Raw genomic sequence first — 19,316 nt, forward strand, 5'->3', positions numbered from 1 at the left:
ATTGAAAGGGATATTGCTATGCGAGTAGGAATGGGATACGATGTTCATAAGCTTGTAGAAGGCAGGAATTTGATTATCGGAGGTGTCAAGATACCTTATGAGAAGGGACTGCTTGGACATTCCGATGCCGATGTTCTTCTTCATGCTATAATGGATGCACTTCTTGGAGCAGCGGCTTTGGGAGATATAGGCAAACACTTCCCGGATACTGATCCTAAATACAAGGGAGCAGATTCTCTGGAACTTCTAAAGGAAGTCTGTAAGCTGCTTGATGCAAACGGTTATGTCGTTGAGAACATTGATGCTACAATAATCGCACAGGCACCCAAGATGAGACCTCACATCGATGAGATGAGAATAAATATAGCACATGCTCTTCGAATTGAAATGTCACAGGTTAACGTCAAGGCGACTACAGAAGAAGGACTTGGCTTTACCGGAACCGGAGAAGGAATTTCATCTCAGGCGATTTGTCTTTTGAATAATAAAATTTATACCTGCAAGGAGCACAGTAATGAGTAACAGTTTCAGATTTTACAATTCACTCACAAGAAAAGTGGACGAGTTTGTTCCAAATGAAGAAGGAAAGGTGTCAATGTACACCTGCGGACCAACCGTATACCACTATGCACATATCGGAAATATAAGAACATATATCATGCAGGATGTTCTGGTCAAGGCACTGGAGTATGCCGGATATGATGTTAAACGTGTCATGAACATCACTGATGTAGGACATCTTTCATCCGATGCGGATACCGGTGAGGACAAGATGCTTGCCGGAGCCAAGAGAGAGCATAAGAGCGTAATGGAGATAGCCAGGTTCTATACAGATGCTTTCTTCAAGGATTTTGCAGCGGTTGGCAATAAGAAACCTGATGTTATTGAACCTGCCACAAACTGCATTCCTGAATTTATCCATATGGTTCAGGTGCTGCTTGAGAAGGGCTATGCATATCAGGCAGGCGGCAACGTATATTTTGATACCAGTAAGCTTGATGACTACTACGTATTCTCATCTGCCATCGAGAAGGAAGAGCTTCAGATCGGTGTAAGAGATGATGTAGAAGAGGATTCAAACAAGAGAAATAAGACTGATTTTGTTCTCTGGTTTACCAAATCCAAGTTTGAGGATCAGGCTCTTAAGTGGGACAGCCCATGGGGAGTTGGATATCCCGGATGGCACATTGAGTGCTCATGCATTTCAATGAAGCATCTGGGAGAAAGGCTTGATATTCACTGCGGTGGTGTTGACAACATGTTCCCTCACCATACCAATGAAATTGCTCAGTCAGAGAGTTATCTCGGCCACAAGTGGTGCAATTACTGGTTCCACAGCAATCACTTAAATGACAGAGCCGGCAAGATGAGTAAGTCCAAGGGAGCGGTACTTACAGTATCCGTTCTTCAGGAGAAGGGTTACGATCCGCTTGTTTACAGATTCTTCTGCCTTCAGTCACACTATCGCAAACCTCTTGAGTTCTCGTTTGATGTTCTTGACAGTAATGTGGGAACTTTCAACAAGCTGGTGAAGAGAGTAGCGGAGCTTAAGGCTGACGGAGCTGTCGATGAGAAAGTCAAAAAGGAATTCGAGGATAAGTTCAGAGCGGCGATCTCTGATGACCTCAATACTTCAATGGCTATTACAGTTCTGTATGATGCTCTCAAGGCAGATACTAACGATGCAACCAAGCTTGCACTTGTAGAGAGTTTTGACAAGGTGCTTTCTCTGGATCTTATCGGACATGCAACCTCTCTTTCCGAGGAAACAGAGGTTGATCCCGAGCTCCTTGAATATATCAATCAGCAGATTGAGAAGAGAGCAGAAGCCAAGAAGGCCAAGGATTTTGCAACAGCAGATGCCATAAGAAATGAGCTTTTAAGTAGAGGCGTCGAGATAAAAGACACCCGTGAGGGAGTTAAATGGCAGTTAGTTTAAATGACTATATAAATGAGAGATTTGATATTACCTCCAAGGACATAAGAACCTATTCGCCTCTTACGCTTGCCTATATAGGCGATGCTGTATATGATCTGGTGATACGTTCAATCCTTGTTAACAGAGGTAATACAGCGGTCAACAATCTCCATAAAAAAGCGAGCGCTATTGTAAAAGCACCGTCTCAGGCTGCAGTTGCTGCCTCTATTATGGAGGAACTTACCGAAGAAGAAAAAGATATTTACAGACGAGGCAGAAATTCCAAACCTCATACCAAAGCCAAGAATGCATCAACAATGGAATATCTGGAGGCTACTGGTCTTGAAGCGGTAGTTGGTTTCCTTTATCTTAAGGGCGATACGGACAGAGCCCTGGATCTTATTAAACTCGGTCTTGAGCGAAATGGCCTTAATCTGTAAGAATATCTGAGGAATTTAAATGGAAAAAGAGATACTTACTCCCAATGAGGAGAAAATTGAAGGCAGAAACGCCGTTATAGAAGCATACAGATCCGGAAAGACCATAGATAAAGTCTATATTCTCGATGGATGTCAGGACGGACCTGTTTCCACTATCAGAAGAGAAGCCAAGAAGCAGGGAACTCTTATTAAGTTTGTGAGCAGAGAGAGACTTGATCAGATTTCCGAGACGGGCAAGCACCAGGGCGTTATAGCCATCGCTGCAGCCTACAAGTACTCTGAAATGGAAGATATCTTTGAACTGGCACAAGCCAGAAATGAAGATCCCTTTGTCTTTGTTCTGGATGGTATCGAGGATCCTCACAATCTCGGTGCAATCATAAGAACTGCCAATCTGTCGGGAGCTCACGGAGTTATCATTCCCAAGAACAGGGCAGTAGGACTTACTGCTACCGTTGCCAAGGCATCAGCAGGAGCTCTTAACTATACACCTGTGGTCAAGGTGACAAATATTGCTCAGACTATTGAGGAACTCAAGAAAAGAGGACTTTGGTTTGCCTGTGCTGATATGGACGGAACAACCATGTACAAGCTTAATCTTAAAGGAGCTATCGGACTGGTAATAGGCAATGAAGGCAGCGGAGTTTCCAGACTGGTAAAAGAGAAGTGCGACATGATCGCATCAATTCCCATGAAGGGTGATATAGATTCACTTAATGCATCTGTTGCGGCAGGTGTGCTTGCTTTTGAGGTTGTCAGACAGAGACTTTCGTGAGGTCGATAAATGAGCAAGGGAAAATACAGCGACATGGATGATGAACAGCTTATTGTTCGTATTCATGACGGCGGCGAAGATGATATAACCGATCATATCATGAACAAGTACAAGGATCTGGTCCGAAAAAAGGCTGCATCAATGTATATCCTTGGAGCTGACCGGGATGACCTGATACAGGAGGGCATGATAGGTCTTTTTAAAGCGGTAAGAGACTATGACTGTGGAAGAGATGCGAGCTTTGCTACCTTTGCCGAGCTTTGTATATCAAGGCAGATGTATTCGGCGATCAAAGCACTTGCCCGGAAAAAGCATGCTCCTCTCAACAGCTATATATCAATCTACGCCAGCAGAGAGGATGTGGATTCGGGAACCGAAGCAGCTCTGGAAGAAGTTTTGGAATCCGATGCAAATCTTATTCCCGAACAGTATGTGATTGATCAGGAGAATCTCAAGGATCTGGAAGAAGAAATTGACAGAGAGTTAAGTGACTTGGAGCGCCAGGTGCTGGATCTGTATATAACAGGTATGAGCGTAAAAGAAATCTCTGCAGTGCTCGGCAGGGATGAGAAGTCCACTGACAATGCAATGCAGAGAATTCGAAATAAACTAAAGAAATATCTTAAGAAAAAGGGTTAAGCAAAGGCGTCAAAGCTCATAGATGCACTGCCTGAGCCATAAGCTGAGGGAACAGATACTGTTATCGGTGTTGGAGAGCTTGATATTGCGGCACCTCCGCCAAAGGTCGGAGTGCTTGCTGCAGCTCCGGATAATCCGGTGCCGGCAACACCCTTTTTTTCATATTTATCCATAATAGCTTTGAGGTATTCACCATCGGCCTTGGCAATGTCTTTCATTTCTTTGGTACGATGCTTCATCTTAAGCATCTTGAGGTCGTCTTCTGACATATTGGGATCAGGAGCGACCATTGTATTTGCCAGATCATCCAGCTCAAGAACTTCATCCATTTCTTCCATGGCATCCCGGATCATATTCATCATATCCGATGTCATCTCTTCCATGGAATCCTGATTGTTCTCCATTAATTCCTGAATTGCAAGCTCCATCTCCTCAGAGAGTTCTTCCATCCTGTAGGCCATTTCATCCTGCATATCTGCCATCATGACCTGCATTTCATCTGCATAATCCTGCTCGGAGTATTCCTGCTCCTCCGGGATTTCTTCCTCTAAAGGATCCTCTTCAAGTTTTTCCTCTTCATTTCTTTCTTCTTCCTTCTCCTCAAGAGCAGCCATGGCGCCGTTCTGTCCGCGCTCAATCATCTCTTCCTGTTGAAGGTGAGCTACTTTCTTCTTGGCTATTCTTTCCATGGATTTTGCGTGCTCAATGGAGATCTGAAGCTCTTCTTCATCATATTCGCCGCTGTTTCGAAGCCTCTTAAGACGCTGAACTTCACGTCTTGCTGCAGAAGCAGCTTTTCTTGCACTTACAGAAGTCTTGCTTCTTACGATCTGAGAGGAGATCTTTTTATAACTGTACTGGAGTTTTTTCTTTTCCAGATTTGTTTCCTGTGCTTTTGTTCTTGAAGCTCTCAGGGAATCAGCGTAGCTCTGGCTCTGGGCTATGATTGAATTGTCTTTCTTTTGCTGGGTACGCTGCTGATATTCAAGAGCTCTGGTGGTATTGTGAGAGGTTGGAGTACTTTTGGTTGCAGACTTATTATTGGGCGCACCAAAACCACGAGCCTGACCGGCCCAGGTATCTGCCTGTGTCTGGCCCCTGTCTCTGATGGAAGCGTATATTTGATTGGCGTTTATGCTAATACTCATACGCATCCTCCTTGATGCCTTCGGCTGAAAATCCTTTTCAGAGTTGCATAACCTTCCGTATTATTTATCGTCACATATTATTAGAATCTTTAGTTTTTTAAAAAAAGAGGGTAAATAAAAAATCCTTGCCATATACTCATTAGTGTGCTATATTTATATAGCTGTTGTAAAACAGTAAACGTGAACACATTGATGTCAGGTGCTTTAAGCGCTGACAACGTCTGTCGGAAACAGATGAAGTATTCAGATATAGTGAGGTGAGAAGAAATGAGACAGGACATTCAGCCAGAATTCCATCAGGCAACTGTTACTTGCAACTGCGGTAACACATTTACAGTAGGATCAACAAAGAGCGAAATCCACGTAGAAATTTGCTCAAAGTGCCATCCTTTCTACACAGGAACTCAGAAGGCTACTGCTGCTCGTGGACGTATTGATAAGTTCAACAAGAAATACGGCATGGACAACAAGTAATATACAATTTGAGATCAAGAAACAAGTGAGGCCCAGGCATTTCGCCTTGGCCTCTTTTTCTTTAACAGGCGGTAAAGTAAGATGAAGAGACGTAAGAGAAAGATTAGACATTATTCCGGAATAGGCGGACAGGCTGTTCTTGAAGGTGTAATGATGAAGAATAAGGATATGTATGCTGTGGCTGTCAGAAAGCCCAATGGTGAAATAGAGGTTGAGCATGACGAGTATCACGGTGTTGCATACGGAAGCAAACTCCTTAATATTCCATTTGTAAGGGGCATCTTTGTTTTTGTTGATTCACTTATCCTTGGACTTAAGTCCCTTAATTACTCATCATCCTTCTACGAGGAGACCAATGAAAAGCCTACCAAGCTCGATGAGGAGATCGATAAGGTATCCAGCGGACATGAAGATACTTTCCTTATGGTGTTTACAACACTTTTGTCCTTTGCTTTTGCTATTGCACTGTTTATGATATTGCCTTATGCGCTTTCAGAGGTTATTTCTCAATATGCCAGAAATGAGTCTTTGGTAGCAATCATTGAGGGCGTACTGAGGATATTTATCTTTGTTCTCTATATTCTTCTTATATCAAGGATCAAGGATATAAAGAGACTGTTTATGTATCATGGAGCAGAGCATAAGTGCATCAATTGTATTGAAAAGGGAAGACCTCTTACTGTAAGTAATGTCAGAAAGAGCTCAAGACTTCACAAGAGATGCGGAAGCAGTTTTATGCTCTTTGTTATGCTTGTAAGTATTATCCTGTTCTTCTTTATCAGGATTGATTCCTATGTATGGCGCGTGGTCATCAGACTTTTACTTATTCCTGTTATTTCTGGAATATCTTATGAGATCATAAGACTTGCAGGAAGGACTAATTTCTTCCTGATCAGGATGATCTCAGCTCCGGGACTTTGGCTTCAGAGACTTACAACCAAGGAACCTGATGATGATATGATTGAGGTTGCCATCAAGTCTGTTGAGGCTGTATTCGACTGGAAGGAATTTCTTGCTGATTCCTTTGGTTATGAAATTGATGAGAGCTGGCTGGCAGATGACGATCAGGCAGAGCCTTCAGCTGAGTAAATATAGTATTTTCGCGGGATAGCAATTGTTATGAATTATTTGGAAGCCTTCGAAAACGGAAAAGAAAAACTTATGAGAGCCGGAGTAGACGAGTATGCACTTGATGCCCGGCTCCTTTTAGAATGTGTGTGTGGCACCGATCACAGTACACTTCTGGCACATCCTGACAGAGAACTGTCGCAGGAAGAGGAGGCTTTGTACAGCTCTTATACAGACAGGAGAGCAGATAGGGAGCCTGTAGCTTATATTCTTGGGAAATGGGATTTTATGGGCCTTGAGTTTAAGGTGAACAGGAACGTGCTTATTCCTGAGCAGGACAGCGAGTTTTTGGTAGAAGAAGCTTTAAGGCATTGTGAGGATGGCATGAAGGTTCTTGATCTGTGTACCGGTTCAGGTTGTATTGCACTCAGTATCCTTCACTATACCAATGAGACTAAGGCCCACTGTACTGATATCTCGAATGAGGCTCTCCTTGTGGCAAAAGAGAATGCGGAAGACCTTGGGGTTACTGACAGATGTGAATTTGAGCTGACAGATCTTTTCCCAAAGAACAATGAGAAATATGATATTGTGGTATCCAATCCACCTTATATAGCAACAAATGTCATTGAAACTCTGGCACCTGAGGTAAGGGATCATGAACCAAGACTTGCTCTGGATGGAGATGAGGATGGTCTTACATTCTACAGAAGGATAATTGGCGGAGCGGGAGATTATCTCTTTTCTAGCGGTTATCTTATCTTGGAGATCGGTTACGATCAGGCAGAGGCAGTGACAGGTCTTTTGAAGGAAAATGGCAAGTACCATGAGATTGAGGTGGTCAAGGATTTCTCCGGAAACGACAGAGTTGTTAAGGCATGCTTCTATTAGCTGCGCAAACTTTGATGACTGGGACAATATAAACGTTTGCGGGAGATAAGGATATGTTTGATAAATTAGAAGATATTATCAGAAGATATGAAGATATAACCATGATGCTGGGTGACCCTTCTGTGGTTTCTGATCAGGACAAATTCAGAAGCCTGATGAAGGAACAGAAGAGCCTTGAGCCACTTGTTGAGTGCTACAAGCAGTACAAGGATACAAAAAAGACAATAGAAGACAGTCTTTCAATGCTTGATGAAGAGAGTGATCCCGATATGAAGGAGATGCTCAGGGAGGAATTGTCAGAAGCTAAGGACAGAATCCCGGAGCTTGAGGAGAAACTTAAGATTCTGCTTCTTCCCAAGGACCCTAACGACGAGAAGAATGTTATTGTTGAGATAAGAGCGGGTGTCGGCGGTGATGAAGCTGCGCTGTTTGCTGCCGATATGTTCAGGCTTTATACGAGATATGCAGAGAGACGCGCATGGAGAATAGAGACCATGAGCGTAGAGGATATCGGTATCGGCGGTATTAAGACCGTCAGCTTTATGATAAAGGGAGACGGCGCCTACTCAAGACTCAAGTTTGAGAGCGGAGTTCACAGGGTTCAGAGGATTCCTACCACTGAGTCAGGTGGAAGAATACATACTTCAGCCATAACCGTTGCTATAATGCCGGAAGTTGAGGATGTAGAAGTTGAGATAGATATGAACGACTGCAAGTTTGATGTTTTCCGAGCTTCCGGAAATGGCGGACAGTGCGTAAACACTACCGATTCAGCTGTCAGGCTTACACATCTCCCTACAGGAATAGTTATCTCCTGCCAGGATGAGAAGAGCCAGCAGCAGAATAAGGCCAAAGCTCTTAAGGTTTTAAGAGCCAAGCTCTATGAGATGGAACGGGAGAGAAAGCACAACGACGAAGCGCAGCTTCGCAAGAGCCAGGTCGGCAGCGGAGACAGATCCGAGAAGATCAGAACCTACAATTTCCATCAGGGAAGAGTTACAGATCACAGAATCGGTCTTACTCTCTACAAGATTGACCAGATTATGGACGGAGACCTGGACGAGATCATCGACAGTCTGATAGCAGCAGATCAGGCAGAGAAACTTGCTTCTGTAGAAGAATAATTAAAATTACATAAAAAATGGCCTTAACGTTGATGTGAAAAACCAAATGTTGTAAAATTATTATATGTTACATCGTATGTTTTGCATTTCGGCTCACACGGATGGAGGCATATGGACGCAGGATTTAAATCTGAACTAATTGAATGGGGCGTTGACTGGAACGAGATATTGGACAGATTCATGGGTAATGAGGACCTCATTGCCAAGTTTATGTTCAAGTTTTTGAACGACCAGAGCATGAATGATCTTACCAAATATCTTGGCGAGGGAAATGTTTCAGAGGCTTTTAAAGCTGTTCATACATTAAAGGGTGTTGGTGCCAATTTGGGACTTAAGGGCTTCCTTACTCCTGTATGCGAGCTGACCGAGATTTTAAGGGCCGGATCCATGGATGGTTATGAAGAGAAGTATAACCAGATAAAGCCGAAGTATGAAGAGCTGATTGCTATTTTGCAGAAATATCAGGCATAAAAAAAGCAGATCAAAGTAGATCTGCTTCAATACCATTTGATTCCAAAAAGCTTGGGATGTATTCATCCCAGGCTTTTTCTGCGCTTTTATCCAGAGTAAATATTGAATAGCTTACTCCTGTGGTGATAACAACTTCGCCCTGTGAGTATTTGATGTTTATGCCAAGGGATATCTGATCCGGAGAAATATCCATATCGGATTTTTCAAGGAGAGACAGTTTCATGGCTTCTCCCAGATGTAATATAAACTTAAACCCCAAAGGAGTATGTTTGCCTTTTATTAGACTTAATGCGATGGGACGAATACTTGACCATTCGGAAAACTCGGAATCCGGAATCTCTTCGGTTCCATCAGAGCTTTTGTAGAACTCTTTGTGTATACGACCATCTATTGTGAAGGTGTTGAAAGTGTCTATGGTGGCTTCTTCTACAGTGAAGTTATCAAACAGCTCTGTAGTCAGAAGCTTTGCCATGAAGTTTTTTTGCTTAAGTATTTTAAGTGCTATCATCTTTTTACCAATGGACTTAACAGGTCACAACGATGCCGCCATCGCCGGCATAAGTAGTTGCAACTCCTGCAGCGTCAACGATAAGGGCTTCTTTGAAGGGAACCCTCTTTAGTATCATATCCTTTACAACACATGCTCTTTCAAAGCAGTTAACATGTGTGATTAGAAGTCTCTTTTTCTCGGCTTCCTTGATCTCTGATGCTACGACATCAACCATCTTGACCAGTGCCTTGCGGATACCGATGCCCTGAGTCTTTTGCTGGATTTCACCTCTTACACCGATACATACCGGCTTGATATTAAGAGTTGTGGCTACAAGAGCCTTCATACCTGTGAGGCGTCCGTTCTTTCTGAGTGTCTCGAGTGAGTCTAAAACAAAATATGTATTCATCTCGTCTCTGAAGGCCTCAAGCTGAGTTACAACTTCTTCAAAGGCAAGTCCCGATTCTGCAAGATCCATTGCCTTCATGGCTATCTGAGTCTCGCCGCAGCATGCAGAGAGGGAGTCACATATGTGGATATTCTTGTCTCCGATTTCCTCGTGATAGAGATTCTTGCCAAGAAGAGCACTGTTATAACTTCCGCTCAGCTTGGAAGAGAGTGTTACAACATATACATCGTCAGCATCTGTGGTGTATGCCTTCATATAGAGTTCGGGAGAAGGACATGCAGTCTTGGCACAGTCGTTTGATGCGGCTACCTTGGCCAGGTAATCCGCCTGATTAAATGTATCATCATCGATTATTACAAAATCATCCACCTGAAGAACCAGGGGGACAACTTCAATTCTAGGGTCCTTTCGCAGATCAGCCGGAAGATCGCAACAGCTGTCTACTACTATCTTATAGCTCATAAAACCTCCTGATAGAACGTTACTTACATGTAGTTTCAAATACCATGTTTGATGATATCATGTTTGCTCCGGTACGTAAACAAAACTTCAGGAATCATGCTCGCTCACATATTTCCTGGTTTTGTTGATGGCATTTCTGTAAGTAAAAGATATAGGGAGTGTCATATCATTATCTAAGGTGACTTTTCCAAAAGATGTCTTTTTTATGTGGTTGATATTTATAATGGCATTGTCATTTACAGGACATATCTGCGGAAAGATATTGCACTGATCGTAGAAATTGACGATATCGTCCAAAATGGCGATCATTCGTCCTCCTGTTAAGTACACCTCCAGATCGAAACGCGCTCTTTTTACACAGATGATATCATCACCGTGGGCATAGACGGTTTCATCCTTGCCTCGAAGCTCTATAGAAGGATCTGATGTGACACTGAGCTCACTGATCTTGTCAACCATAGCTGTAATCTCAGCAACTTTGATTGGTTTGTCCAGGAAAAAGATATTATCAGCCTTGATACCTTCTTTTTCAACAAGAGATCTGTAGTCAATGGAAGAGGAGCACATCACGATGGGACTCTCAATTCCCGCATACAAGAGCATCTTCAATATGTGAAAACCATTGCACTCGTCATCGGATACCATATCGATAAACAGTCCCTGATACATCTTGGGATTTTGCATGAAGGCTTCAACATTGCCAAAGGAATCTATCCAGATTCGATCTCCGGTTTCTTTGAAATATCTGTCAGACTGACGACCCAGAAGACGTTCTGTCTGCTTTCTGTCTGCTATATTGTCATCACAAACTGCTATGTGCATAGGACACCTCTTTTACATAAAGCTGAATTCGATGGGACTAAAATAAAGAAAGACTACAAGCGCTATCTGCAATATCAGTATTACGGGCATTCCGATGAGAAAATACCAGTGTTTGGTCTTGTGTCTGAAAATGTGCATACCCAATATGCTTCCGAGACTTCCTCCGATTATTGCAACAGCAAAAAGGGTTGCTTCCGGGATACGGAAGGCGCCACGAACAGAGCGCCTCTTGTCGATACCCATGAAAGCAAACCCTAAAATGTTTGTTATTAATAAATATATTCCCAGAATAAAGATGGATTTCATCTATTACTTGTTCTTTTCCACTTCCTGCATCTTCATAGCGCGAACCTTGCATGAAAGACCAAAGAGATTGATGAAGCCCTCTGCATCATGGTGGTCATAGAGATCACCTGTCTTGAATGAAGCAATGCTCTCGTTGTAGAGAGAGTAAGGTGACTTAGTACCAGCCTTGATGATGTTACCTTTATAGAGCTTGAAGGTAACTTCTCCGGTTACATACTTCTGAGTTGACTCAATGAATGCCTGCTCAGCTTCGCGAAGAGGAGTGAACCATTTCCCTTCATATACTAGATCGGCAAACTTGTTGCCCATATCTTTCTTCATTGTATAGGTATCACGATCCAAAATCAACTCTTCAAGCTGCTGATGAGCCTCATAAAGAATTGTTCCGCCGGGTGTCTCATAAACGCCGCGGGACTTCATTCCTACTACACGGTTCTCTACAATATCAACGATACCGATTCCATTCTCGCCACCAAGCTTATTAAGTGTGCGGATGATGTCTGAAACCTTCATCTCTTTGCCGTTAACTGACTTGGGAACGCCGCCCTCGAAAGTCATGGTAACGGTTGTAGGTGTATCAGGAGCATCCTCCGGTGTCTTGCCGAGTACTAAGAGATGCTTGTAATTGGGCTCCAGTGAAGGATCTTCAAGCTCAAGACCCTCGTGGGAGATATGCCAGAGGTTTCTGTCACGGCTGTAGCTGGAGTCTGCAGAGAATGGAAGGTTTATGCCGTGAGCTTTGCAGTATGCAATTTCTGATTCACGGGAATCCATTGTCCACTTATCATTTCTCCAGGCTGCGATTATCTTGATATCAGGAGCAAGAGCCTTGATTCCAAGCTCGAAACGGATCTGGTCGTTACCCTTACCTGTAGCACCGTGGCAGATTGCAACAGCGCCTTCTTTTCTGGCAATCTCAACCAGCTTCTTGGCGATCAGAGGACGTGCCATTGATGTACCAAGCAGATACTTGTTCTCGTAAACAGCGTGAGCCATTACACATGGAACAATGTAGTCATCACAGAACTCATCTACAACATCAAGGACATAGAGTTTGCTTGCTCCGCAACTCTTTGCTCTTTCGTCAAGTCCGTCAAGTTCTTCTTCCTGTCCGCAGTCTATGCAGACACATACAACTTCGTAATCAAAGTTTTCCTTAAGCCACGGGATGATAGCAGTAGTATCAAGACCGCCTGAATATGCGAGAATAACCTTTTCTTTTGCCATTGAAACACTCCTCAACTTTCTTCGTATGGTATAATTTTGTTGCTTGTTGGATATAAATATAAACCCTCGATGCATAAAATGCAACACCAAATTGCATAAATATTTAAAAATCTTTTGTTTTCTGCATAAATATTTAAATTTCTATTGCATTATTCATGCACCGGTCGTATACTTAAACAAGTTTATACATATTATGAGAGGTGAAAGCCAATATGATTAAGGTAGGAATTATAGGTGCTACAGGCTACGCAGGAGCTGAAATAGTAAGGCTCATTCAGGGACATCCCGATGCAGAGGTGGTGTGGTACGGATCCAGAAGCTTTATTGATGAGAAGTACAGTAGTATATATGGAAATCTCTTTAAACTGGTTGATGCAAAATGCATGGATGACAATATGGAAGAACTTGCATCCCAGGCAGATGTCATCTTTACAGCAACTCCTCAGGGACTGTGTGCATCACTTGTTAATGAAGACATTCTTAATAAAGTAAAGATAATCGATCTCTCTGCAGACTTCAGATTAAAAGATGTATCTGTATATGAGAAGTGGTACAAGATCGAGCACAAGGCACCTCAATATATAGAAGAAGCTGTATACGGCCTTTGCGAGATTAACAGGGACAAGGTAAAGGGAGCAAGACTTGTTGCTAATCCCGGATGCTATACAACTTGTTCAATTCTTACAGCATATCCTCTTGTAAAGGAAGGACTTATAGATGTAGATACTCTGATCGTTGATGCGCTTTCAGGCGTATCCGGAGCAGGAAGAGGAGCTAAGGTTGCCAATCTCTATTGCGAAGTCAACGAGTCTGCTAAACCATACGGAGTGGCCTCGCACAGGCATACTCCTGAGATTGAGGAGCAACTTGGATATGCAGCGGGAAAAGAGATGGTGATAAACTTTACACCTCATCTTGTCCCTATGAACAGAGGAATCCTCGCTACTGAATACGCTACTCTTATTAAGAATGATGGCAAACTTCCTACTTCAGCAGATATAAGAGCGGTTTACGAGAAGTACTACAAAGATGAAAAGTTCATAAGGCTTTTAGATGACGGCGTCTGCCCTGAGACAAGATGGGTAGAGGGTAGTAACTACGTCGATATCGGTTTTAAGATCGATGAGAGGACCGGAAGAGTGATCATGATGGGCGCTATAGACAATCTGGTCAAGGGAGCAGCCGGACAGGCAGTGCAGAATATGAACATCATGTTTGGCCTTGATGAAGCTAAGGGACTTGAACTTGTTCCAAGTTTTCCGTAATTAAGTGATGGCCGAGGAGTGAGATTATTATGGTTCGCAAGATGACAATTGAAGACTATGACAAGGTATATGCCCTGTGGATGTCAATACATGGATTTGGAATCAGGACCATGGATGATTCCAGGGATGGGATAGAGAGATTTATAAAAAGAAATCCCGACACCAGCGCAGTGTATGAGCAGGACGGTAAGATTGTAGGTGCTATTTTATGTGGTAATGACGGACGAAGAGCCTGCTTTTACCACGTGTGCGTAAGTGAAGAATACAGAAAACACGGCATCGGAAGAAAAATGGTTGAGTTTTGCTGTGAGCAGCTAAAGAAAGAGGGCATCAACAAGGTTTGTCTCAATGCTTTTGTCACCAACGAGGTTGGAAACAAGTTCTGGCAGAAGATGGGATGGACTCTCAGAGATGACATGAATTATTACGATTTCACACTTAATGATAAGAATCTTACAGTCTTTAATAAATAACGTGCATTATTCAATTAGGAGGCATTATGAAGGTAATAGAAGGCGGAGTAACAGCAGCAAAAGGTTTTACGGCAGCAAGCTGTGCGGCCGGCATCAAATATAAAGACAGAACAGATATGGCCTTTGTTTTTTCCAAAAAGCCATGTACCTGTGCCGGAACATTTACATCAAATGTAGTCAAGGCAGCCTGTGTTCAGTGGGATCAGAAGATAGTTTATTCAGGAGATCCGATGCACGGCGTTGTTATAAACTCAGGAATAGCCAATGCCTGCACCGGCAAAGAGGGCTTTGATGCCTGTGAAGCTACTGCAAAAGCGGTAGAGAAGACTCTCGGTGTTCCATTTAATACGGTAGCCGTAGCATCAACAGGTGTTATCGGAATGCAGCTTCCGGTAGATAAGCTGGTGGCAGGGGTTGAGAATATGAGCAAAACCCTGGATGACAGCATAGATGCTGGAACTGCAGCTTCTAAGGCTATTATGACAACAGATACAGTTAATAAAGAGATAGCCGTTACTTTTGAAATCGGTGGAAAAGAGATAACCCTTGGCGGAATGAGTAAGGGATCGGGCATGATACATCCAAACATGTGCACAATGCTTGCTTTTCTTACAACAGATATAAGTATTGATAAAGCTCTTTTGCAGGAAGCAGTGTCAGAGGTGGTCAAGGACTCTTTTAACATGATCACAGTTGACGGAGATACTTCCACAAACGATACGCTTCTTATCATGGCCAACGGCGAGTCGGGTAATGAAATCATTAAGGATAAGACCGATGAATACAGCACATTTAAGGAAGCTCTGAGCTATGTTTGTACATTCCTTGCCAAGAAGATGGCAGCCGACGGAGAAGGTGCAAGTAAGCTCTTTGAAGCCAAGGTTGTAAATGCAAAATCAAAAGATGACGCAAGAACATTATCCAGGGCTATTGTTGGTTCAAACCTTTCAAAGGCAGCAATATTCGGATGTGATGCAAACTTTGGAAGATTCCTTTGCGCCATGGGATATTCGGGAGCTGATTTTGATCAGAATGATGTGGAGCTTTTCTTTGAGAGTACAAACGGAAGACTCAAGGTCTTTGACAAGGGAACACCAATTGTGTTCGATGAAGACGAAGCACTTAAGATCATGAAAGCAGATGCTGTGACAGTATTTGTGGATATGCATGAAGGAAAAGAAGAGGCAACAGCCTGGGGATGTGACCTTACATATGACTATGTCAAGATAAACGCAGATTACAGGAGTTAAAGGAGATTATTATGGATCAGGGGATGCAGGATGTACTTAAGAAGGCGGAAGTACTTGTAGAGGCTCTTCCGTATATTCAGAAGTTTAACAGAAAGATTATAGTAGTTAAGTATGGCGGAAGTGCTATGAGCAACGAAGAACTTCAGAAGAATGTAATAACAGACGTTACTCTTTTGAAGCTTGTCGGATTTAAGCCTATTATCGTACACGGTGGCGGAAAGGCAATCAGCAACTGGGTGTCCAAGGTTGGCAAGGAAGCTGAATTCGTTAATGGCCTCAGGGTTACTGATTCTGAGACGATGGAAATTGCTGAGATGGTACTTGGAAGAGTTAACAAGCAGCTTGTGACTATGGTACAGGAGCTCGGAGTCAAGGCTATCGGAATCAGTGGCAAGGATTCAGGACTTCTTCATGTTAAAAAGAAGTATTCGGATGGTAAGGATATAGGATATGTTGGTGAGATCGACAAGGTAGATCCCAAGGTTTTATACGATCTTCTTGATAATGACTATCTGCCTATCATTGCACCTATCGGTCTGGATGATAATTTTGATACTTACAATATTAATGCAGATGATGCTGCCTGTGCGGTGGCTAAGGCAGTCGGCGCCGACAAGCTCGCTTTTCTTACAGACATTGAAGGAGTTTATAAAGATATTAAGGATCCTGAGTCTTTTATCTCAAGGCTTACCTGCTCCGAGGCAGATGCCCTTATTGCAAGTGGCAATATCGGCGGCGGAATGCTTCCTAAGCTTGGCAATTGTACAGATGCTGTAAGAGGCGGCGTTAACAGAGTGCATATTCTTGACGGAAGAATTCCTCATTGCCTTCTTTTGGAGATCTTTACAAATAAAGGTATCGGAACCATGTTTATGCCGGATGCAGATGCATCGGCAGCTGCAAATGTTTGATAACAGGAGATATTAAAATGAGTGAGATGATGCAGAAATATATAGACGAGGCGGAGAAAGCTCTTTTACATACATACAACAGATATCAGATAGTTCTGGACAGAGGTGACGGAGTTTATCTCTATGACATTGACGGCAAGAAATATCTGGATTTCGTATCGGGAATAGCCGTGTTTGCTCTCGGATACAATAACAAGGAGTACAATGATGCGCTGAAGGCTCAGATTGACAAGCTTCTGCACACATCAAACTACTATTACAATGTTCCTGCTATTGAGGCTGCCAAGAAGATAAAGGAAGTGTCCGGAATGGACAGAGTGTTCTTTACCAACAGCGGTGCTGAGGCTGTAGAGGGTGCTCTTAAGGCAGCAAGGAAATACGCTTTTCTTAAGGATGGAAAGAACGATCATGAGATCATTGCCATGAATCATTCCTTCCACGGAAGAACCTTCGGCGCTCTTTCGGTAACTGGTAATCCCCATTACAGAGAGGCGTTTGAGCCTATGATTGGTAATATTAAGTTTGCCGATCTCAATAATTTTGACAGCGTCTTAAAGTGTGTAAACGATAAGACATGTGCTATTATCCTTGAAACTGTTCAGGGAGAGGGAGGAATTTTCCCGGCAACAGAAGAATTCCTTACCAAGGTAAGAGCTCTTTGCGATGAAAAAGACATTCTGCTCATCCTGGATGAGATCCAGTGCGGTATGGGAAGAACAGGTTACATGTACGCATGGCAGAAGTATGGAATTAAGCCTGACATCATGACAACTGCCAAGGCTCTTGGCTGTGGAGTGCCGGTTGGAGCATTCCTTATGACTGAAAAAGTAGGCCAGAATTCACTGGTTGCTGGTGACCACGGAACAACTTATGGAGGCAATCCTTTTGCCTGCGCGGCTATAAACAAAGTCCTTGATTTATTTAAACAGGACAATATAATAGAGAATGTGAATGAGGTGGCTCCATACTTGGAGAAGCGCCTTGACGAACTTAAGGATAAGTATGACTTCATAATTGACAGGCGTGGCGCCGGTCTTATGCAGGGACTTGTATTTAACAGACCTGTAGCAGAAGTGATAAACAAAGCTCTTGAGAAGGGGCTTATCCTTATAAATGCGGGAACAGAGATAATAAGATTTGTTCCTCCGTTGGTTATAACTAAGGAGAATGTAGATGACATGATCGTTATTCTTGATTCATGTCTGGAGTCTTTATGAGAATTAAAATCAGGATAATATCTATAATACTTGTTGCCTGTGCGCTGTTGGGCACATATGTTTACGCACGCTCGGACAGGAGCATATTTGAGGATTATTCTCTTTTTGCAAGAAATAAAACTACCGTGAGGCTGTGGTATACAGACGATACCCTGACTCCATATCTTCAGAGTAAGGCAGTTGCTTATTCTGAGTCTAACAGTAAGGTTCGAATAGAGCCTGTTCTTGTTTCAGGTCTTGAGTACCTGGAGGCCATCAATAAGGCCTCCGTGGACGAGGACAATTACCCGGATCTATATATAATAACAAATGATTCTCTGGAGAAAGCCTACCTGGCTGGGCTTGCAATGGAGATTGAAGGCGGGGATGAATTCCTTTCAAAAGGAATATTCCCCGATGCTGCTATTAATTCTGTAACTTATAAGGGGAAAAAGATAGCATATCCCTTCTATTTTGAAACCAGTTCTCTTATCTATAACAAGACCTATCTTGAGAACATGGCCGTTGAAACCATGCAGACAGAGATAGATACTGCTGAGGGAGAGGCTGCACAGCAACAGACTGAAGAGGCAGTAGAAGAAGGGGAGATACCTGAAGATGACAGTGTGACTTCGGAGGACGTAAGTGCTGAGATTACTCAGGGCATGATCGATGAAGCGGTTGCCGAGAGCCTTCCTCTTAATATTTCCGATATTCTTAAGTTTGCACAGAGCTACAATGCTCCTGAGCAGGTAGAAGCGGTGTTCCAGTGGGATGTGACCGATATCTTCTATAATTACTTCTTTGTAGGCAACTATATGAATGTAGGCGGAGAAGCTGGAGATGATGTAAGCCAGATAGATATCTACAATACTGATACCATCAGCTGTATGAAGATTTATCAGCAGCTTAATCAGTTCTTTGCTATAGATGCCGATTCAATTGATTATGATAAGGTTGTTCAGGACTTTATTGACGGTAAGGTTGTATTTACCATTGCTACAACAGATATTATCAAGAAAATTGACGATGCCAAGGCAGCCGGAGAATGTGATTTTGAATTTGCGGTTGCAGATATGCCGGGACTTACCGGTGATTTTGGATCAAGGACTATGTCAGTGACAGAGTGTCTTGTGGTTAACGGACTTTCCGAAAATGCAAGCGAGGCCAATGAAGTAGCCAGATATCTGTGCTCTGACAATTCAGGAGATATTTATAAACTCAGCAGCAAGGTGGCAGCACACTATGGAGTTAAGTACGATAACCCCAATCTTGCTACATTTGTTGGTGTTTATGCGGATTCGGTACCTATGCCTAAGACTATTGAGACCAGTAACCTGTGGATGGAGCTGGAGATAGCATTCACCAAGATCTGGAACGGGGAGGATTGTAACTCAACCCTCAAGAATGTCTGCGAGAGCATTATGACCCAGGTAACGGGTACTCCTTATACCGCAGAGGTGCTTCCTGATCCGGATGATGATGCAATTACTGCCGGACTCACAGAAGATGTTGAAGATAATGATTGAATTATTTCTTTCAATCGCATAGAATAGA

The 19,316-nt window shown here is 43.0% G+C and carries 22 protein-coding genes; 16 read left to right on the forward strand and 6 right to left on the reverse strand.

Annotation, left to right across the window (positions count from 1 at the left end):
- Nucleotides 1-18: 18 nt before the first annotated feature.
- Genes ispF through sigH form a run of 5 tightly spaced genes read left to right on the forward strand, consistent with a single transcriptional unit; the run spans nucleotide 19 to nucleotide 3,772 of the window.
- On the forward strand, nucleotides 19-522 hold the full coding sequence (gene ispF, locus G590_RS19370) for a 2-C-methyl-D-erythritol 2,4-cyclodiphosphate synthase (protein WP_022765868.1): 504 nt from the start codon (nucleotides 19-21) through the stop codon (nucleotides 520-522).
- Nucleotides 515-1,939: a cysteine--tRNA ligase gene (cysS, locus tag G590_RS0111780; RefSeq protein ID WP_022765869.1), complete on the forward strand. Its 1,425-nt coding sequence runs from the start codon at nucleotides 515-517 to the stop codon at nucleotides 1,937-1,939. The genes ispF and cysS overlap by 8 nt, the downstream gene beginning before the upstream one ends.
- On the forward strand, nucleotides 1,924-2,358 hold the full coding sequence (locus G590_RS0111785; protein WP_022765870.1) for a Mini-ribonuclease 3: 435 nt from the start codon (nucleotides 1,924-1,926) through the stop codon (nucleotides 2,356-2,358). The genes cysS and G590_RS0111785 overlap by 16 nt, the downstream gene beginning before the upstream one ends.
- 19 nt (nucleotides 2,359-2,377) lie before the next feature.
- Nucleotides 2,378-3,133: a 23S rRNA (guanosine(2251)-2'-O)-methyltransferase RlmB gene (rlmB, locus tag G590_RS0111790; RefSeq protein WP_022765871.1), complete on the forward strand. Its 756-nt coding sequence runs from the start codon at nucleotides 2,378-2,380 to the stop codon at nucleotides 3,131-3,133.
- A 9-nt stretch (nucleotides 3,134-3,142) separates the two neighbouring features.
- Entirely contained in the window at nucleotides 3,143-3,772 is a 630-nt protein-coding gene (sigH, locus tag G590_RS0111795) for an RNA polymerase sporulation sigma factor SigH (RefSeq protein WP_022765872.1), read from the forward strand.
- On the opposite strand, the gene G590_RS0111800 is transcribed toward sigH, so the two are convergent.
- The gene (locus G590_RS0111800) at nucleotides 3,769-4,920 is read right to left on the reverse strand and encodes a hypothetical protein (RefSeq protein ID WP_022765873.1); all 1,152 of its coding nucleotides are present in this window, start codon (nucleotides 4,918-4,920) and stop codon (nucleotides 3,769-3,771) included. The two genes, sigH and G590_RS0111800, sit on opposite strands and share 4 nt — an antisense overlap.
- A gap of 267 nt (nucleotides 4,921-5,187) precedes the next feature.
- Here G590_RS0111800 and rpmE point away from each other — a divergent pair, with 267 nt between their 5' ends.
- The 5 genes from rpmE (at nucleotide 5,188) to G590_RS0111825 (ending at nucleotide 8,948) form a co-directional block, all read left to right on the forward strand.
- On the forward strand, nucleotides 5,188-5,394 hold the full coding sequence (rpmE, locus tag G590_RS0111805; protein ID WP_022765874.1) for a 50S ribosomal protein L31: 207 nt from the start codon (nucleotides 5,188-5,190) through the stop codon (nucleotides 5,392-5,394).
- Between the two features lie 81 nt (nucleotides 5,395-5,475).
- On the forward strand, nucleotides 5,476-6,483 hold the full coding sequence (locus G590_RS0111810; RefSeq protein ID WP_022765875.1) for a DUF1385 domain-containing protein: 1,008 nt from the start codon (nucleotides 5,476-5,478) through the stop codon (nucleotides 6,481-6,483).
- Nucleotides 6,484-6,513: 30 nt separating this feature from the next.
- Nucleotides 6,514-7,353 (forward strand): peptide chain release factor N(5)-glutamine methyltransferase, encoded by an 840-nt coding sequence (gene prmC / locus G590_RS0111815; RefSeq protein WP_022765876.1) that lies wholly within the window; start codon nucleotides 6,514-6,516, stop codon nucleotides 7,351-7,353.
- Between the two features lie 53 nt (nucleotides 7,354-7,406).
- The gene (gene prfA / locus G590_RS0111820; protein WP_022765877.1) at nucleotides 7,407-8,477 is read left to right on the forward strand and encodes a peptide chain release factor 1; all 1,071 of its coding nucleotides are present in this window, start codon (nucleotides 7,407-7,409) and stop codon (nucleotides 8,475-8,477) included.
- A gap of 111 nt (nucleotides 8,478-8,588) precedes the next feature.
- Nucleotides 8,589-8,948: an Hpt domain-containing protein gene (locus tag G590_RS0111825; protein WP_022765878.1), complete on the forward strand. Its 360-nt coding sequence runs from the start codon at nucleotides 8,589-8,591 to the stop codon at nucleotides 8,946-8,948.
- A gap of 10 nt (nucleotides 8,949-8,958) precedes the next feature.
- Here the strand turns inward: G590_RS0111825 and G590_RS0111830 are convergent, their stop codons facing one another.
- The 5 genes from G590_RS0111830 to G590_RS0111850 all read right to left on the reverse strand — a co-directional run bounded on the left by G590_RS0111830 (nucleotide 8,959) and on the right by G590_RS0111850 (nucleotide 12,664).
- Nucleotides 8,959-9,420: a DUF5721 family protein gene (locus G590_RS0111830; protein ID WP_051142148.1), complete on the reverse strand. Its 462-nt coding sequence runs from the start codon at nucleotides 9,418-9,420 to the stop codon at nucleotides 8,959-8,961.
- Nucleotides 9,421-9,472: 52 nt separating this feature from the next.
- Nucleotides 9,473-10,309: a DegV family protein gene (locus tag G590_RS0111835; RefSeq protein WP_022765880.1), complete on the reverse strand. Its 837-nt coding sequence runs from the start codon at nucleotides 10,307-10,309 to the stop codon at nucleotides 9,473-9,475.
- 87 nt (nucleotides 10,310-10,396) lie between these two features.
- A complete protein-coding gene (locus tag G590_RS0111840) occupies nucleotides 10,397-11,131 on the reverse strand; it encodes a LytR/AlgR family response regulator transcription factor (RefSeq protein WP_022765881.1) in 735 nt (244 codons plus the stop codon).
- 12 nt (nucleotides 11,132-11,143) lie between these two features.
- Entirely contained in the window at nucleotides 11,144-11,437 is a 294-nt protein-coding gene (locus tag G590_RS0111845; RefSeq protein WP_022765882.1) for a DUF1294 domain-containing protein, read from the reverse strand.
- Between the two features lie 3 nt (nucleotides 11,438-11,440).
- Nucleotides 11,441-12,664 carry an argininosuccinate synthase gene (locus G590_RS0111850; protein WP_022765883.1) on the reverse strand — a complete coding sequence of 408 codons (1,224 nt, stop codon included), beginning with the start codon at nucleotides 12,662-12,664 and terminating at the stop codon, nucleotides 11,441-11,443.
- Between the two features lie 212 nt (nucleotides 12,665-12,876).
- On the opposite strand from G590_RS0111850, the gene argC reads away from it, so the two are divergent.
- Genes argC through G590_RS0111880 form a run of 6 tightly spaced genes read left to right on the forward strand, consistent with a single transcriptional unit; the run spans nucleotide 12,877 to nucleotide 19,288 of the window.
- Nucleotides 12,877-13,929, forward strand: coding sequence for an N-acetyl-gamma-glutamyl-phosphate reductase (argC, locus tag G590_RS0111855; protein ID WP_022765884.1), 1,053 nt, complete (start codon nucleotides 12,877-12,879; stop codon nucleotides 13,927-13,929).
- Between the two features lie 29 nt (nucleotides 13,930-13,958).
- On the forward strand, nucleotides 13,959-14,402 hold the full coding sequence (locus G590_RS0111860; RefSeq protein ID WP_022765885.1) for a GNAT family N-acetyltransferase: 444 nt from the start codon (nucleotides 13,959-13,961) through the stop codon (nucleotides 14,400-14,402).
- 26 nt (nucleotides 14,403-14,428) lie between these two features.
- Nucleotides 14,429-15,652 carry a bifunctional glutamate N-acetyltransferase/amino-acid acetyltransferase ArgJ gene (gene argJ, locus G590_RS0111865; RefSeq protein ID WP_022765886.1) on the forward strand — a complete coding sequence of 408 codons (1,224 nt, stop codon included), beginning with the start codon at nucleotides 14,429-14,431 and terminating at the stop codon, nucleotides 15,650-15,652.
- An 11-nt stretch (nucleotides 15,653-15,663) separates the two neighbouring features.
- On the forward strand, nucleotides 15,664-16,563 hold the full coding sequence (gene argB / locus G590_RS0111870) for an acetylglutamate kinase (protein WP_022765887.1): 900 nt from the start codon (nucleotides 15,664-15,666) through the stop codon (nucleotides 16,561-16,563).
- A 17-nt stretch (nucleotides 16,564-16,580) separates the two neighbouring features.
- Complete coding sequence (locus G590_RS0111875) at nucleotides 16,581-17,780, forward strand: acetylornithine/succinylornithine family transaminase (RefSeq protein WP_022765888.1); 1,200 nt, start codon at nucleotides 16,581-16,583, stop codon at nucleotides 17,778-17,780.
- On the forward strand, nucleotides 17,777-19,288 hold the full coding sequence (locus G590_RS0111880; RefSeq protein ID WP_026494103.1) for a sugar ABC transporter substrate-binding protein: 1,512 nt from the start codon (nucleotides 17,777-17,779) through the stop codon (nucleotides 19,286-19,288). Before G590_RS0111875 ends, G590_RS0111880 begins: the two co-directional genes overlap by 4 nt.
- Nucleotides 19,289-19,316 lie beyond the last annotated feature (28 nt).

The organism is Butyrivibrio sp. XPD2006, assembly GCF_000420865.1.
Taxonomy (GTDB): domain Bacteria; phylum Bacillota; class Clostridia; order Lachnospirales; family Lachnospiraceae; genus Butyrivibrio.